The sequence below is a fragment of the Rhizobium leguminosarum bv. viciae genome, assembly GCF_012276115.1.
In the GTDB taxonomy this organism is placed as follows: Bacteria; Pseudomonadota; Alphaproteobacteria; order Rhizobiales; family Rhizobiaceae; genus Rhizobium; species Rhizobium leguminosarum_T.
Map to the genome: position 1 here is coordinate 311,602 of NZ_WIEU01000006.1, position 16,352 is coordinate 327,953.

Annotated in this window: 12 protein-coding genes and 2 pseudogenes; 10 read left to right on the forward strand and 4 right to left on the reverse strand. The window is 57.9% G+C overall.

Going from position 1 to position 16,352, the window contains the following annotated elements; genetic code table 11:
- Positions 1-7: 7 nt before the first annotated feature.
- The 4 genes from GFM02_RS14515 to GFM02_RS14530 all read right to left on the reverse strand — a co-directional run bounded on the left by GFM02_RS14515 (position 8) and on the right by GFM02_RS14530 (position 4,509).
- Positions 8-1,105 (reverse strand): ABC transporter ATP-binding protein, encoded by a 1,098-nt coding sequence (locus GFM02_RS14515; RefSeq protein WP_131666203.1) that lies wholly within the window; start codon positions 1,103-1,105, stop codon positions 8-10.
- Positions 1,106-1,115: 10 nt separating this feature from the next.
- A complete protein-coding gene (locus tag GFM02_RS14520) occupies positions 1,116-2,003 on the reverse strand; it encodes a carbohydrate ABC transporter permease (RefSeq protein WP_168321979.1) in 888 nt (295 codons plus the stop codon).
- Complete coding sequence (locus GFM02_RS14525) at positions 2,000-2,959, reverse strand: carbohydrate ABC transporter permease (RefSeq protein ID WP_026265420.1); 960 nt, start codon at positions 2,957-2,959, stop codon at positions 2,000-2,002. The genes GFM02_RS14520 and GFM02_RS14525 overlap by 4 nt, the downstream gene beginning before the upstream one ends.
- Before the next feature lie 74 nt (positions 2,960-3,033).
- Positions 3,034-4,509, reverse strand: coding sequence for an ABC transporter substrate-binding protein (locus tag GFM02_RS14530; RefSeq protein ID WP_168321980.1), 1,476 nt, complete (start codon positions 4,507-4,509; stop codon positions 3,034-3,036).
- A gap of 208 nt (positions 4,510-4,717) precedes the next feature.
- Between GFM02_RS14530 and GFM02_RS14535 the strand changes: the two genes are divergently transcribed.
- The 10 genes and pseudogenes from GFM02_RS14535 (at position 4,718) to GFM02_RS35100 (ending at position 16,230) form a co-directional block, all read left to right on the forward strand.
- Positions 4,718-5,428, forward strand: coding sequence for a GntR family transcriptional regulator (locus tag GFM02_RS14535; protein WP_168321981.1), 711 nt, complete (start codon positions 4,718-4,720; stop codon positions 5,426-5,428).
- A 53-nt stretch (positions 5,429-5,481) separates the two neighbouring features.
- Positions 5,482-6,648 (forward strand): mandelate racemase/muconate lactonizing enzyme family protein, encoded by a 1,167-nt coding sequence (locus GFM02_RS14540; protein WP_168305573.1) that lies wholly within the window; start codon positions 5,482-5,484, stop codon positions 6,646-6,648.
- Positions 6,649-6,712: 64 nt separating this feature from the next.
- On the forward strand, positions 6,713-8,074 hold the full coding sequence (locus tag GFM02_RS14545; RefSeq protein WP_168321982.1) for a mandelate racemase/muconate lactonizing enzyme family protein: 1,362 nt from the start codon (positions 6,713-6,715) through the stop codon (positions 8,072-8,074).
- Positions 8,075-8,091: 17 nt separating this feature from the next.
- The gene (locus tag GFM02_RS14550; RefSeq protein WP_168321983.1) at positions 8,092-9,291 is read left to right on the forward strand and encodes a mandelate racemase/muconate lactonizing enzyme family protein; all 1,200 of its coding nucleotides are present in this window, start codon (positions 8,092-8,094) and stop codon (positions 9,289-9,291) included.
- A gap of 645 nt (positions 9,292-9,936) precedes the next feature.
- Positions 9,937-10,797, forward strand: a complete 861-nt coding sequence (locus GFM02_RS14555) for a MipA/OmpV family protein (protein ID WP_432444448.1) — start codon at positions 9,937-9,939, stop codon at positions 10,795-10,797.
- Positions 10,798-10,879: 82 nt separating this feature from the next.
- Positions 10,880-11,260 (forward strand): annotated as a pseudogene (locus GFM02_RS14560) (efflux RND transporter periplasmic adaptor subunit); the annotation flags it as partial.
- 43 nt (positions 11,261-11,303) lie between these two features.
- Positions 11,304-13,026 (forward strand): annotated as a pseudogene (locus GFM02_RS14565) (efflux RND transporter permease subunit).
- 236 nt (positions 13,027-13,262) lie between these two features.
- Positions 13,263-14,018, forward strand: coding sequence for a response regulator (locus tag GFM02_RS14570; RefSeq protein ID WP_168321985.1), 756 nt, complete (start codon positions 13,263-13,265; stop codon positions 14,016-14,018).
- Positions 14,015-15,448 (forward strand): sensor histidine kinase, encoded by a 1,434-nt coding sequence (locus tag GFM02_RS14575; protein ID WP_168321986.1) that lies wholly within the window; start codon positions 14,015-14,017, stop codon positions 15,446-15,448. Before GFM02_RS14570 ends, GFM02_RS14575 begins: the two co-directional genes overlap by 4 nt.
- 653 nt (positions 15,449-16,101) lie before the next feature.
- Positions 16,102-16,230: a transposase gene (locus GFM02_RS35100; protein WP_246792237.1), complete on the forward strand. Its 129-nt coding sequence runs from the start codon at positions 16,102-16,104 to the stop codon at positions 16,228-16,230.
- The last annotated feature ends 122 nt before the right edge of the window (positions 16,231-16,352 follow it).

Sequence of the window (16,352 nt, forward strand, 5' to 3'; positions counted from 1 at the left end):
CTCTGTCTCAGTGGGCCTTGAGGGCCATTTCTGTTTCGCCGTCGAACAGATGCATCCGCTCCTGATCGAACTCGAGCCAAATCTGTTCGTCGGGCGCGACGGCAATGGTCGGCGGCACGCTGACATTGACGATGGCGCCGGAAAGAAACGCCTGCACGAAGGTGACGTCTCCGGTCGGCTCCACCGTGTAGGCCTTGGCAGGAATGCTGCCTGGCACCGCACTCTTGTGCAGCTTGATCGTCGAGTGACGTGCGCCGAGCACGACTTTCTTGGTTGTCGCCCTTGAGACCTTCTGAGCGTTTTCTGGCGAGAGCTCGAGGCGCCAGCCCTCCGCACTCGTCAACACAGTGTTGCCGCTTGCCGTTGACGTCTCCAGCGGAACAAGGCTCATCGCCGGGCTGCCGACGAAGCTGGCGACGAACATGTTCACCGGATGGGCAAAGACCTGCGCCGGTGAATCGTATTGCTGTAGGTAGCCGCCGTTCATCACCGCCATCCTGTCGGCCATGGTTACCGCTTCGAGCTGGTCGTGCGTCACGTAGATGATCGTCGCCTTGAGGTCCTGGTGGAAACGCTTGATCTCCGACCGCATCTGCACGCGCAGCTTTGCGTCGAGGTTGGAGAGTGGTTCATCCATCAGGAATACCGCCGGATCGCGAACGAGTGCACGACCGAGCGCCACGCGCTGCTGTTGCCCGCCCGAAAGTTCGCGTGGCTTGCGCTCGAGCAGCTGCGTCATGTCGAGCACTCGCGCTGCTTCCTTGACCTTCTTGTCGATCTCGTCCCTTGGCAATTTGCGCATCTGCAGCGGGAACGCCAGGTTTTTGTAGACCGATTTCTGCGGATAGAGCGCGTAGTTCTGGAACACCATTGCGATGTCCCGGTCCTTGGGGTCGAGGTCGTTGACCACCCGGTCGCCGATGACGATATCGCCAGATGTGATGGGGATGAGCCCCGCCACAAGATTGAGTGTGGTTGTCTTGCCGCAGCCTGAAGGGCCGACGAGCGCTACAAATTCGCCGTCGTTGACCGTCAGCGAAACATCGTTGACAGCTTTGAAGCTGCCATAGGTCTTGACAAGATCTTTGAGGACCACGTGGGCCACCGGCAACTCCCTAGTGCTTGACTGCGCCTTCCGTGAGGGCGCGTACGAAGTATCGTTGCAGGACGAGGAACAGGACTACGACGGGCACGCTCATCATAAAGCTGGCCGCCATCAGGCCCGGAAAGTCCGTCGAATTTTCTGAGAAGAAGCGCTGGATGCCGACCGGCAGTGTCAACTGCTCGTTCTTGGAGAGGAAGGTGTAGGCGTAGATGTATTCGTTCCACGCGCCGATGAAGGAATAGATCGCCGTGGCGATGATTCCTGGCGCCGAGAGCGGCATCACGATCAGGACAAAGGCCTGGAACCGCGTTGCCCCATCGATGCGCGCGGCCTGCTCGAGTTGCACCGGGATGTTGTCGTAGAAGCCCTTGAGGAGCCAGATTGCCAGCGGCAGGCCGAATGTGAGGTAAGTGAGGATGAGCGAGCTATGCGTGTTCACCAGCCCGATCGCGCGCATCAGGATGAAGAGCGGCACGAGAAAGATCACCGCCGGGAACATGTTGCGAAGCAAGACGCCGAAGAACAGAAAGTTTCTGCCTGGGAAGGTGAAGCGCGAAAACGCGTAGGCCGCAGGAACCGCCACGATCACCGAAAGGATGGTCGTAACGGTGGAGACGAAAAGGCTGTTCCAGAAGAAACGAAGGAAGTCCTGACCGACGCTGTTTTGCGGATCGAGCAGCTTCTGGTAGCTGGCAAGAGTAGGTTGGTCCGGCCACCATTGCGGCGGGAATTGCATGGCCGCGAAGCCGGACTTGATCGAGGTGATCAGCATCCAGATCATCGGTAATGCGGTGTAAAGCAGCATGAACACAAGGAAGATGCGTCCGCCCCACCGCCATCCATCGATGCGCATACGGCGACGCGCCTGGCCTTGAGCAGTCTCGACAATCGTGCTCATTCGCTCCCGTCTTTCTGGTCGTTGCCGCTCAGCGCACGAACGTAGAAGTAGCCGAGCGACATCAGGATCAGGAACAGCAGCACCGAATAGGCCGATGCCACCCCCCAGCGCTGGCGGCCGAAGGCGAGTTCGTAAATGTGAGTGATCCAGATATGCGATGCATTCGACGGCCCGCCGCCGGTCATGATCCAGGGGATGATGAAAGAATTGAAGTTGGCCACTGCCAGCAGAAGGATCGTCACCGTCGAGACGTTTCTCAAGTGCGGAAAGGTGACGTGCCAGAACCGCTGCCATGCATTGGCTCCGTCGACTTTTGCGGCGCGCAGCAATTGGTCGGGAACCGTCTGCAGGCCAGCCATCATCATGATCATGGCGAACGGAAATTCTCGCCAGATATTCACGACGATCAGCGAGGGCAACACCGTACTGACGCTGTCGATGAAATTCGGCGGCCGGTCGCTCAATCCCAGGCCAACCAGCACTGAGCCAATGATCCCAAAGTCCGAATGGTAGATCCATTTCCAGATATATGACGCTGCAACCGCGCTGATGACCCAGGGAATGATCAGGATGGCGCGCAGGATGGCGCGGCCGGCGAAGTCACGATGAAGTGCGAGGGCGCAAGCGAACCCCAGGACAAATGAGATGAAAGTCGATCCCGCTGTCCAGATAAGAGTGTTCGAGGTAACCGTCCAGAACACCGGACTTTTGAGGATGGCGGTGTAGTTGTCGAGACCGACGAAAATCTTGTCCCGAAGCTGCAGACCAGGCGGTGTATTGAAGAACGACAGCTCGATCGTGTAATAGATGGGGTAGGCTATGACGATGAGCATCACGGCGATCGCAGGAAGCACGTACGCGTAGTCAGCGCGATGCTCCCAGACCTTTCGCAGCACTCTGGACCTATGAGGTCGTAGTCGTCGGGAAACCTCGGCCTTCCCAGTCAAGATCGTCACCGTGCAGAGCCCTCATCCTTGGGAACAAAACCGGCTGCGACCGATGTGCAGCCGGTCAGATCGTCGGACTTGGACTAGAGCCCACCGTCCATCAGGTCTTTGACCTTCTTGGCCGCATCGTCTGCTGCCTGGTCGACGGTCATGGCCCCAGTCAGAGCATTCTGGAGCATGTCCGGGACGATGATGTTCATGATCTCGGGGGACTGTGGCAGTGCCGGGAACGGGATGCCGTAAGGCAGCATCGAGGTCGTGACATCAAGAAACTTGATGCTGTCCAGGCGTTCCTTCATCCATTTTGTCTTGAAGCCGTTGAGGTTTCCCGGGTTCGAGCCGGCATAAGCCATCTTCAGTGACCATTCGGGGCTTGTCCACATGCAGATGATAGCTTTTGCCGCCGGCTCGTCTACCTTGCCGCCTTCGACATATTCGGGCTTCAGGATGTGAATGTTGGAGCCGCCAAACACGACGGCACGTTTGCCGTCGGGGCCAGTCGGAATCAAGCCATAGCGCATGTTGTCGATCACGGTCTGCGCCTTGTCCTTGTCGGTGGCCGTCGCCTTTTTCTGCAGGTCGAGCATGACGTTGTAGTCGGACGGGTGCGAGATCATCATGCCGAGCTGGCCAGCGAGGAAGAGGGGCTGGTTGTCGGCCTGCTGGTTGGTGAGCGCCGAAACCGGAACCGACTTGTCGCGAACATACATATCGTAGGAGGCTTGCAATGCCGCTTTGCTCTGCGGGCTATCGAGCTCGACCTTCTTATACGTCGGGTCGGCGGTGGCCTCGTCGAAGACGCCGCCGCCATAGGCCCACAGCTGCGGCATGAAGCGGTACGGCGTATTGCCGGCATTCTTGCGAGCCACGAGGCCGTAACCGGCAATGCCGAGCTTGTCGTGGATCTGCTTGGAATACTTGACGACGTCGTCCCAGGTTGCCGGAGCCTTGTCCGGATCGAGGCCTGCACGCTTGAAGATGTCGGCGTTCCAGATGAACGCCATCGTCTCGTTGTTGGTTGGAATGCCGTAAGTCACATCTTCCCAGGTTACAGCCTTCATTGCGCCGGGCCAGAAATCCTCGGTCGAATACCCTACATCCTCAGGTTTGAGCGGCTCCAAATATCCCTTTGAGGCGAACTCGGTGCCGCCCAGGATTTGCAGGCGGACCGCCATGGGCGCTGCATTGCCCAAGAGCGCGGTCCGGAACTTGTCCAAGAGGTCGTTATAGGTGAGGGCTTGTTCCTCAAGCTGGATGTTTGGATAGGTTTTGCGGAAGGTCTCGAAGAACTCCTTGTAATACTGGCGCAGGAGGTCGGGGTCGCCCTCGAACACGCCCTGATACCAGAAAGTCAGCCGCCCCTTATAGTCGAGAGGGGTGACCTTGCCGCAATCAGCTGCCGTGTCAAAATTCTGTGTGCCGGCAATGGAGCGCACATATTGCGGCGACCATTTGCTCAAGTCGACCGGCGCCCCCAGCGCAGACGCAGACATCAACGATACCATCAAAGCAGTCGAGACAGCGCCGCGTAGGACGGCACCGAGTGAAATCCTCGTCATAAGGTATCCTCCAGGTTCTCCCATGCCGCTCTGCGTCGAGGCGAGCGGTCTTTGCTCCCCGGCCGCGGGACTGTCCACCCAATGTATCCCTTTGGCCTAATCATACGTTTTCAGATTGTAGATTGCCTGTCAATTGAATAAATCATACATTGTTTACAGAAGGCTGGCGTGATATCCGAGCAATGTGTGTATTGATTTGGGGACAGCCTTGGCCGAAACAAGCGATTTTAAAGCAAAGCCACCCGAAGGGATCGACGCTATCGGGGCCTCCAGCGAGGGCGCCTCGCTTTATCAACTGATCAGGGAAGACATCATCGAAGGGCGGCTCGCTGCCAACGAGCGGCTTGTGGTCACCGATCTCGCCCGGCGCCACGGCACCTCGACCAACCCCGTGCGCGAGGCCCTGCAACTGTTGCGTGGGGAAGGCTTTGTCACCCTTGTTCCCAATCGCGGAGCGCGCGTCCGGCCCATAGATCAGGATTTTGTCCGGGACATCTACGAGATAGGAGTCTTGATCGAGCCGGCACTGACGCGATGGTTCGTGAATATGGCCACCGTCGAGGACATTGCTGAACTCGAACGCATCCAAGGCCTCATTGAAGAGAACAACTTCGCCGACACGTTCAGGCACAGCGAGCTGGACACCGCCTTTCACACCGTAATGTACCAAAAGCACTACAACCGCCATGCCGCCGAGCTTTGGTGGAAGCATCGCGAAGTGCTTCGAGCCGTGAGCCGGCGTTTCAACTTCACGCTCGCCCGGCGTGCCGCGATCCTTAGCGAGCATCGCGAGCTGATCGCGCATGTAAAAGCCGGAAACGCGAACGAGGCAGGCGAACTCATTGCACGCCATGTCGAAGGCTCCGGCCGGCATATCCTCGAACACATGCGTGCGCGTAACGCCGCTCGGGCAGGATAGAATACCTGGCCTGAATATCGCTCTCCCGACCACTTCAGACAAAGGCAGTTGAGATGAAAATCACCAGCGTTCGGCCGTGGCTCATCAAGTCCGATGCTTCTTATTGGGGAGAGTTTCTGTTCGTCGAAGTGACGACCGATGAGGGGGTGAGCGGCTGGGGAGAGATCACCACCACGACGAGGCTCGCCAATCGCGCCCTCTGCACGATCCTAAGGCAGATCGGTGCCGCTGTGACAGGCGAGGATCCGGCGCGTATCGAGTATCTGTGGCACAAGATATTCCGCAGCTTCACCTACATGGGCAGTCGCGGTGCCGCCGTCGAATGCGTGAGCGCCATTGACATAGCCCTCTGGGACATCCGGGGCAAAGTCCTGGGTAAGCCGATTTACGAGCTGTTGGGTGGGCCGGTACGCGATGAAATCGCGCTCTACACCCACCCCAATCAGGCCAAATTTACCAGCAAGGAGGCTGTGGTCCGCGAAATTCGAGACATCGTCGAGTCCGGCCACACTGCGCTCAAGTTTGATCCTTTCCCCCAACAAGGCCGCACCGCCGATGGACAGCCTCGAGAACAGCGCGACGGCTACCTCGATGGCAGCATGACCCGCAAGGATGAGCGCGAAGCCGCCGAACTCACGGCTCTGATCCGCGAAACGGCGGGCTCTGATGTCGACATCCTCATCGATGCGCATGGCCGCTTCGACGTTCCCACCGCCATTCGCCTTTGTCGGAGCCTTGAGGAAGCCGGTCAGATCGACTGGTTCGAGGAGCCCTGTCCACCGGAGAGCCTCAATGCGCTGAGACAGGTCCGTGAAAAGGTCAGCGCCGCTATCTCGTGGGGTGAGCGCGGTCATACGAAATGGGATTTCGTGGCGGTGCTCGAAAACAGACTAGCTGATTACATTATGCCTGACGTCACATGGACCGGCGGCATTACCGAACTCAAGAAGATTTCTGCCCTATGCGAAGCCTACTACATTCCCGTCTCGCCGCATGACGCGGCAGGGCCGATCAACGTGGTTGCGGGAGCGCAGGTGATGATGACCGTTCCTAATTTCTACAAACTCGAAACGTCGGAGTGGAACCTGGGCAAATACGATCACCTCATCGACAGGCCACTCGATGTCTCGAACGGCAGCCTCAAGCTTACGCCCAAGCCCGGTCTCGGCATTGAAATGAACCGCGACTACCTTCAAAGCCACGAGATAGAGCTGGACTAGCAACGCCCTACGCCACCCCAACGTGCGCGGTGGTGAGCCCCGCGGACTAAAACGAGGATAAACCATGCTAGAGGCAGATGGAGCCGACGAGGCGCTCGATCGTGTGAACACGCATTCCAAGCCGTCCGACCTTCGTATCACCGACATGCGGGTAGCCGAAATCGTCGGCGCGCCGTTCACCTCAGTGCTGCTTAAGATCTACACAAATCAGGGCATTGTCGGCCTTGGCGAGGTGCGCGACGGTGCCAGCGCCACTTACGCACTGATGCTGAAGAGCCGGTTGCTTGGCGAAAACCCTTGCAACATCGATCGACTTTTTCGCCGGATCAAGCAATTCGGCGGGCACGGCCGGCAAGGCGGCGGCGTATCGGCGGTGGAAATCGCGTTGTGGGATCTTGCCGGAAAGGCCTATGGCGTCCCCGTCTACCAGATGCTCGGCGGCCGTTTTAGGGAGAAAGTGCGCGTTTACTGCGATACCGACGCCACCGTGCCGAGCGGCACCGAGACGGGCAAGCGCCTCAAGCAGCGCATGGAGCTCGGCTTCACCTTCCTCAAGATGGATCTGGGGCTGATGCAGATCGCGGATGTGCCAGGGGCGGTCGTGTCTCCTGCCGGCTCACTTGAAGGCTACCGCAACCACCCCGGCCGCGGTCCGCTGAAGACCATTGAAGAGCGGCGCGTCCGCAACGCTGCATATGATTTGCATAACGTCCCACACCCGTTTACCGGGCTCCACTTTTCCGACAAGGGCCTCGACTTCCTTGAGCAATACATTGCCGAGGTTCGTGAGGTCATCGGCATGGATGTGCCGCTCGCAATCGACCATATCGGCCATATCTCGATGCAGAACGGCATTCGCCTTGCCAGGCGAATTGAAAAATACGTGCCAGCCTGGCTCGAGGATGTGATCCCGTGGCAGTATACCGATCAATACCGACAGCTGCAGGACGCCACAACAGTGCCCATCTGCACTGGCGAGGACATATACCTCAAGGAGGGCTTCGAGCCTCTGCTCAAGAACGGCGGCGTCTCCGTTATCCACCCGGACCTGCTCACCAGCGGGGGCATCCTTGAGACAAAGAAGATCGGCGACATGGCGCAGGACCATGGTGTCGCCATGGCCATCCACATGGCAGAAAGTCCAATCGCCGCAATGGCCGCGGCACATGTCGCGACCACGACTGAAAACTTCATGGCGCTCGAATACCACTCTGTCGATGTCGACTGGTGGGACGATATCGTCACTGGCCTTCCCAAGCCGCTGGTGAAGGACGGCTTTGTCACTGTTCCAGACAAGCCGGGCCTGGGGATTGACGACGTCGTCGACGAGGTGATCTCGCAGCATCTGCAGGCGGGTGTCAGCGGCATCTGGCTGCCTACGGATCACTGGGACGATGAGTATTCCTGGGATCGCACCTGGAGCTGAGGCGAAAAGGAACGAAGATGAAGATCACCGATCTCCGCTGCGCCGTTATCGGCAGACACCCGATCGTCCGCATCGTCACGGACGAGGGCCTCTATGGCTTGGGCGAAGTCGAATTCACCAAGACCTACCTCAAGCCCTTTGTGCTGCATTTCCGCGAAGCGCTGATCGGCGAGGACCCGACCGACGTCGAAAGAGTAATGTTGAAGATCCGTCAACGCGGCTCTTTCAAGCCGTACGGCGCGGCGGTAAGCGCTATTGAGCATGCCCTGTGGGACATTGCCGGCAAGGCCGCGGGCGTGCCCGTCTATAAACTGCTCGGCGGCAAGGTGCGGGACAAGGTGCGCGTCTACAATGGTTCGATTCGCCAGGAACGCAGGGGCGACCGGCCGGAGGATTACGCCGCCGACGTCAAATGGATGATGGAGCAGCCGCAGAACTTCTTCATGGTCAAGCAAGGAATCTCCTTCCACTCCAACATGAAGGACACTTTCGAGGACTTCCACTACGGCGTGACGCAGAAGAAGGCAGGCTATCACGGTGCCATGGATCAGGGCATGATCAGCGAGCGCGGCTTCAATCACATGCTCGACTGCGTGATCGCGATGAAAGAAGTGCTGGGCGACAAAGTCAGCCTGGCGCTCGACTGCGGCCCGGGCTGGATGCTGCCCGATGCGATCAAGTTCGCGCGCGCGGTCGAGAAGTACAATTTGATGTGGCTCGAGGACATGCTGACTGGCGACTACGTGCCGTGGGTCAATCCGCAGGCCTATCGGGAACTGACGACTTCCACCTCGACGCCAATCCACACTGGTGAGCAGATCTATCTGCGGCACAATTTCAAGGAATTGATCGAGACGCAGGCGGTGCGCGTCATCGGCCCCGATCCAGCCGATGTTGGCGGCATTGCCGAGCTCAAATGGGTCGCCGAGCACGCCTACATGCACTCGATCCTGATGGCACCGCACGGCACCGCTAACGGCCTGCTGGGCCTCGGCGCATTGATCAATGTCTGCGCCACGTTGCCGGCAAATTACATCGCCTTCGAATATCCGACCGCCTCCGATCCCTGGTGGCAGGACCTGGTAATTGGCTTACCGCCGCAGATCGTGAAGGACAGCATGGTGGACCTACTGGAAGCGCCGGGGCTTGGCCTTGATATCGACGCCGAAGCGGCCAGGAGATATCTTAGCGAAGAGGATGCGGGCTTCTTCGACTGAACCTCCCTCCCCTCTATATCGTCGGCATATCGTCGGCGATCGCAGCCTCTGGGAAACCTTGCCTTACTTCAAGGGAGACAGCGAGTGCCTTGGAGACAATACAGGCAGCAGAATTCCTGGCTCGGAATGAGTTGAACTGAAGGATGCGGATCCGGATTACTGCATCCTGGATGCCTGCCTCGACCCACTTCTGCGTATTGTTTTTATGGAAAGTTTGGTTTCGGTTTCAGGCTTTGTTGTTTTCTGTCCAGCTGCGTCGGCTACGCCTTCTTGCCGGCCCTGAGGCGTTAACCCCTCGACCCGTTACCAAACAAAAAGCCGCCCTGGAGGCGGCTATTTGTTTGGTAACGGGGGTCTGATTGCATGGAAAGTTGTAGATTTGCGCAAGCTGGACTTTCTAACCTGCCAAACGGCCATCATAACCGCAGGCCCTTTGTTTCGTTCTGTTAGGGGGCGGACGCAAAATGCGGCGTCTCTAGGCCGCGCGTCAGCGGCACCGACCTAGGCAACATTTCTTAACATCACAAAACCCAAGTTAACGACGTCGTCTGGGACGGTGCGACCGCGAGAGGCCGGCGCGTCGGGCTTTCATGCTTTGTACGCGTAAGAATTCTCTATCGGATCCCAGGAGCCAATTGGAATGCCATTGACCAAATCCTTTTAGGCCGTCCGCGGCGTATCGCGATCGCTGCGGGGCTCGCAGTCGCTGCTTGCCCGCTCTCCCAGGCCCGCGCCGCCGACCCTTATGAGAGTGAAGAGCCCGCTATCCCTCCGACGGAAAACTTCGACAAGGGACGGTTTGGGGGCATACGCCAGAAGCTTTCCGACTGGAATGTTATGGTCGGCGCTGGAGCCATATATGCGCCGAAATTCGAAGGATCGGACGAGTTCCAACTGGCCCCCATTCCCATGATCTCCGCGACCTTCGGTGATCGCGTCACTGTCGATCCGACCGGGCTGGAAGTCGAAGTGCTGAAATCCAACGGATTTAAATTCTCGGTAAAGGGCGGTTACGACATGCGGGGTGGGCGCGATGAAGATGATTCCGATCACCTCAAAGGTCTGGGTGACATCGATGCTGGCGCTCTAGTCGGAGCGCAGCTCTCGTATGAAATGGGACCGGTGGAATTCTATGCTTCTGTCGACAAGACGATTGGGGGCAGCGACGGGCTGGTCGGTCAGGTCGGAGCAAATGTCTCGCATCAGTATGATCGTTTCATCCTTTCCGCGGGCGCTTCCGCGACATTTGCCGATGACAATCATATGGAGAGTTATTTTGGGGTAACCGCAACACAGTCTGCAAGATCGGGACTGCGGCAATATGAGGCGGGCGCGGGACTGAAGCGTTTCGACGTCGAGGCATCGGTAACATACATGGCGACGGAACACTGGATTATCCGCAGCCAGGCAGGTATCGGTTTCCTGACCGGCGACGCGAAGGACAGCCCGATCGTTCAGAACGACGTGCAGCCATCTGCGATGCTGATCGTCGGTTACAAATTCTAGGCGCCCGGTAAGGCGCAGCAAGGCCGCTGACATCCTTTTTCGTTGGTCCTGGTTTCTTGTACTCGTCTCTGCATCGAATCTCATTTCCATCGCAGAGCCTGTGGTCGCTCAACAGAACGAGGCAGCAGCGCTTACCGTTGCCGTGGCAAAGCCGGTAGAACGCCGGTGGCCCGAGACGGTACCGGCCAGCGGCTGGCTGAAACCCTGGCATGAGGCTATCATCGCCGCGGAAATCGATGGCCTGCGTGTGATCGATGTCCTTGTCGATGTCGGTTCGGTTGTCTCGAAAGGACAACCCCTCGTCCGGCTTGCCGACGAATCCGTGCGCGCGGAGCTGCGTAACCAGGAGGCCGCACTGGCAGGCGCCGAGGCCGCCCTTGCCAAAGCGAGGGCGAATGCCGACCGGGCACGAAAGATCCAGGGAAGCGGCGCGCTTTCGGATGAGAAGATCAGCGAGTATCTGATCGGCGTTGACGCTCCTCGCGGTCTTCCTGCCAACCGCCTTCATGAGCGGCATTCCCCGGCTGATCTTCCGCCAGTTCGGCATAACAGCCGCAGTGGCGGTTCTCGCCTCACTGGTCGTTGCCCGCCTACTGACACCGATGATGGCCGCCTACCTGATGAAGGGGCATCCCGTCGAAGTGAAAGACAGCCGGATCATGCGCGCTTATATAGCCCTCGTCAAAACCTGCTTGCGCTTTCGTAAACTGACCATCCTCGGCGTCTGCATATTCCTCGGCCTGTCGCTTTCGACCCTTACCATGCTCAGCTCCGGTTTCCTGCCGCCATCGGACGACGCGCAGACGCAAGTCACGCTAACGCTTCAGCCTGGCAGCTCGCTTGGTCAAACGGACGCCGTGACGCGACGCGCGTCAGATATCGTTTCCAGCCTGCCGGACGTGACGCGCGTGTTTACTGCCGTAGGAAGCGCATCATCGCGCGACTTGATCGATTCCTCCGTAACCATGGACACGGCGACCGCGTCGCTCGTTGTCGATCTGAAGAAGATCGGCGAGCGCAGCCGCAACAGTCTGAGATCGAAAATGATATCCGCCAGGCGCTCGTCGTACTCCCAGGTGTCCGGATCGAAGTGGGCACAGGCGGCAATGGCACTAAACTGGACATTACTCTCGCGAGCGACGACTCCAATACACTTGCCCAGGCATCCGCCGCACTCGAAGAGCAACTGCGCACGCTCCCAGGCATCGGCGCAGTGACAAGTGCCTCCCTGCAAGCACCGGAAATCCAGATCATTCCGAATCTTGACAGCGCCGCCGCCCTTGGCGTCACGTCAGAAGCAATTTCCAAGGCAGCTCGCGTGGCGACGAGTGGCGACTATTCCTCCGCGCTCGCCAAGCTCAACCTGCCTCAGCGGCAACTTTCGATCCGGGTCCGGTTCGATCCGAGCAACCGGACGACGATCGATGACATCGCCAATCTCCGCGTCACCGGCGTCAGGGGAAGCGTCGATCTCGGCTCGGTCGCCGACATCCGCGTCGGCGGCAGCCTTTCGGAGATCAACCGCATCGACCGCTCTCGAAACGTCACACTCTCGGTCGAGCTCAATGGCCGCATTCTTGGTGACGTCTATAGCGAGGCGCAGGCACTGCCCGCCCTTCAGGGCCTTCCAGACGGAGTTGAGCTTGTCCAGCAGAGCGAACTGGAGCGCAGCTCGGAACTTTTCGACAGTTTCGCCATCGCCATGGGGATCGGCGTATTCTGCATCTACGCCGTGCTGGTTTGCTCTTCCATGATTTCTTACAGCCGCTGACGATCCTGACGGCGCTTCCACTATCGCTCGGCGGCGCCTTGCTGCCGCTGGTGCTGACCGGCACGAGCTTCTCCATGCCTGTTTTGATCGGCCTCCTCATGCTGATGGGTGTGGTGACGAAGAATTCGATCCTGCTTGTCGAATATGCGATCATGTCACGGCGCGCAGGTCTCTCGCGCTTCGACGCCCTGGTCGACGCCTGCCACAAGCGGGCGCGCCCGATCGTCATGACAACGATCGCCATGGGCGGCGGCATGCTTCCCGTAGCCCTGAGCCTCAGCGGCGGCGATGCGAGTTTCCGTCAACCGATGGCGATCGTCGTCATCGGCGGCCTCATGACATCGACCGTCCTCAGCCTCGTCGTTATCCCCGTGATCTTCACCTTTGTCGACGACTTCCTGCTGCTTCTCAAGCGAATCTTCCGAGGAGGACAGCAGCAGCCAGAGCCTGTTTCATGAATTGACAATCGAGGCTGACCGTCCCCCGCCAATCTGGCGAGCAACGGCGTGAACCAGATTTGTCGAACCTGGCGTGCGACATATCCCCAGTGGAGCAAGCGTCACACTTCGATTGCGCGACAGATCTTCAGTCGCCGAAGAAGTCCATGGCGGAACCACAGTAACAAAATTAAACACAATTGGGCTGACACCCGTGATAAAAAACGGGCTAACTGAAAGTCGGATTTCCGACACAGATGGCTAGGGCTATGAATAACGTCGCATCCAATGTTCTTACTCAAGCGTCAGCTCGAATCCTCGTCGTCGAGGATGATCGGGATATCGCGAATATGCTGATCGATCTGATCAAGGAGGCGGGTTATGCCGCCGAGGCGGTCGGGTCGGCCGTTGAAATGGACGGTGTACGGAAGACGAAGGAGTTCGATCTCATAGTGCTGGATGGAATGCTGCCAGGTGAGGACGGTTTCAGCATATGCAGAAGGATCAGGTCGTCCGATACAATCCCCATCCTCATGCTTACGGCGCGAACGAAAGAGATAGACCGGGTTGTTGGATTGGAATTGGGCGCCGACGACTATGTCACGAAACCGTTTAAATCCAGGGAGCTTTTGGCCAGAATAAAAGCGCTTCTCCGGCGATCTTCATATTCAACGCAAGTTAAGCCGCCCCAGGAACCTATGACATTTGCAGGCTGGCGAATTGACCCGGTCACCCGCGAACTGACGGACACTGACGGTTTTCATGTGTCGCTTACGACGGCTGAGTTTGATGTGCTGTTGGTGTTCTGTCGGAATCCTCGACAGGTCATGAACCGCCAGGAAATACTTGCCCGTACCCACGCAGGCGCTGCCGGACCCATTGAACGCAGCATCGATGTACATGTCAGTCGCGTCCGGCAGAAAATCGAACCAAATTACAAGGAGCCGACATTCATCAAAACCGTGCGTCTGGGCGGGTATGTCTTCACGCCCGAGGTTGCGACAGTGCCATGATTGATCGCTTTCGCAAGGCGTCCATATGGCTCCAGTTCGTAGTGTTCGCGTCTGTTCCTGTTCCGTTGATCGTTATCGGTATTATTGCGATTCTACCTGAGCCATTCATTTTCCATAATGAAAAAATGCTTATGGTTAAAGGTGCTCAAATCGAGCTGATCGTGAATCAGGTCAGAAGCGCCAGAAATGACGTCGAAGTCGAGAATGTGGTGAGGGCAAGCGCCTCTAGCGGTCTCGAATTGAAGATTCTGCCATGGAGCGATGTCAGTAGCGAAGGGGCGCGTCAAACGGATGACCATCTCGTCTCGGATGAGCTTCAGGGCGTCCTTCCTGCCGATTTTGAAGCGGTCGTTCTTGAAAACACTCCGGATGGCGAGGGACACAGTACTCTTGCGGTGCGCCTTGACGCGTTGCGTGCTCTCGTCATTGGGTTCTCCGGTGCCGATGTTTCCCCCTCATCCTTCAGCGCAGTTGTGGAGTTCATCGCCAAGGCCATCGTTCTGATGCTGCCGATGCTTCTCTTGGTACTTTACATAAGTCGCATGATTACATCGCCTCTCGTTCGCTTTGCGGACGCGGCAAGGAAACTGCGCCTCGACGGTAACGATGAAGCACAGTTCACCGCCGAAGGCGCCAAGGAACTTCGTACGCTTGCGATGTCGCTCAACAACATGCGTCAACGTATCCGCAAAATGGTCGATGATCGCACACGGATGCTGACGGCTGTGAGCCACGATTTAAGGACGCCTTTGACGCGACTGAGAATGCGCGTCGAACGCTCGAAGGACCCCGCCTCAAGGGAAGCCATGCTGGCGGATATCGACAACCTTACCACGATGATTGAGGAAAGCCTTCAATATCTAAGCAGCACTGCGATAGTAGAACCGCTTCGAAAGGTTGATATTTCAAGTCTGTTGCGGACTATCACATCGGAATTTTGTGATCTTGGGCATGACGTGATTTACAACGGACCTGAGCGGCTTGGATATTTGTGCCAGCAAAAAGCGCTCATACGCGCCATCACCAATATAGTGGAGAACGCGGTAAGGTTCGGCAAAAAGGTAACTGTCGAGTTACGCTATAGCCCGCACGGTGGAGCCTTAATCATCGTAAGCGACGACGGCCCCGGTCTTGAAGAAGGGCTCCAAGACAAAGTTCTGGAACCCTTCTTCAAGGCCGACGAGGCCCGGTCACAAAATCTCAACAGCGGTTTTGGGCTGGGACTTTCGATTGCGGATGAAATCGCAAAAAGCCACGGTGGCTCGCTTTTGCTGGAGAACATATCGCCGCATGGCCTCCGCGTGACGGTACAATTGCCGCCGGTACAGGCTAACTCTAAAAATATGATGGCTTCCATGGACAAAGGAGAGGTGCTCGGTCGAAAAGCGCTCGCTGGCGATAGGCAGACCACCGGGATTTGGACTTTGTGACAATCTCCATCCAGGCGGGCATTGCGGCAACAATAGAGACGGCGACAATCAGGCCGCACCTCAATCGCCCGGAGGAACGGCTGCAGGCAGCGGAGGTACTTCGGCCGCTGGTCGAGAGATCGTGCTTACGCCCGGCCCGAAACGCGGCCAAATCGACGCGGTGCTCTATGGTGAACTGGGCACGATCCTCAACTGTGTCGAGCAGCAAGCCGTTGGAAACGCTACAAAACGACACTCCCGGAGGAGGCCTCACGGGAGTGTCAGTCTCATTGGTTTTGGTTTCAGGCTTTGTAGTTTTCTGTCCCGCTGGGTCGGCTTGGGCTTCTTGCGGGGGGCGTTAACCCCTCGCCCCGTTACGAGATACGACAAAGCCCGCACGAGGCGGGCTTTGTCGTATCTGGTTGCGGGGGCAGGCTTTGCCCCGTTCGGGTCTTAAAACGTAAGCGGCAAGCTGACCCCATCTGGCGTTGGTAGCGTTGGCGCCTGTATTGCGGACAGACGATTCACAAACTGTGAGCTTCTATGTCTGCGCCTAGCTCTGGAACTAGAAACTTCCATATGATCGAGGCCGTTGCGGAACGGCTTGAGGGCGCGCCGCGGCAATTTCGACGGCGCTGGTCCGATGAATTCAAGGAGCGGCTGTGGCTGAGGCGATGGAGCCTGGTGCAAGCGTGTCAGCGATTGCGCATCGCATCGGCATACATCCGTCCCAACTATTTGGCTGGCGCCGCGATGCTCGTGCCGGACAACGATCGCTTTGTCGCTTACGGGCCCTAACGTAAGCGGTGCCTTGACCCCACCTTCCGGATCAGCGTGTGATTGTTGATGTTGTTGCCGAACGAGGCTTCGACATATGACGATTACAGGATTTACGCATGGCACCAGTGAAGATGTGCCGTTGCAA

Excerpts from the sequence above, each read along its gene's own strand:
- GFM02_RS14520 (WP_168321979.1), bottom strand. The coding sequence starts at position 2,003 with ATGAGCACGATTGTCGAGACTGCTCAAGGCCAGGCGCGTCGCCGTATG.
- GFM02_RS14545 (WP_168321982.1), top strand. The coding sequence starts at position 6,713 with ATGCTAGAGGCAGATGGAGCCGACGAGGCGCTCGATCGTGTGAACACG.
- GFM02_RS14540 (WP_168305573.1), top strand. The coding sequence starts at position 5,482 with ATGAAAATCACCAGCGTTCGGCCGTGGCTCATCAAGTCCGATGCTTCT.
- GFM02_RS14550 (WP_168321983.1), top strand. The coding sequence starts at position 8,092 with ATGAAGATCACCGATCTCCGCTGCGCCGTTATCGGCAGACACCCGATC.
- GFM02_RS14570 (WP_168321985.1), top strand. The coding sequence starts at position 13,263 with ATGGCTAGGGCTATGAATAACGTCGCATCCAATGTTCTTACTCAAGCG.
- GFM02_RS14575 (WP_168321986.1), top strand. The coding sequence starts at position 14,015 with ATGATTGATCGCTTTCGCAAGGCGTCCATATGGCTCCAGTTCGTAGTG.
- GFM02_RS14530 (WP_168321980.1), bottom strand. The coding sequence starts at position 4,509 with ATGACGAGGATTTCACTCGGTGCCGTCCTACGCGGCGCTGTCTCGACT.
- GFM02_RS35100 (WP_246792237.1), top strand. The coding sequence starts at position 16,102 with ATGGAGCCTGGTGCAAGCGTGTCAGCGATTGCGCATCGCATCGGCATA.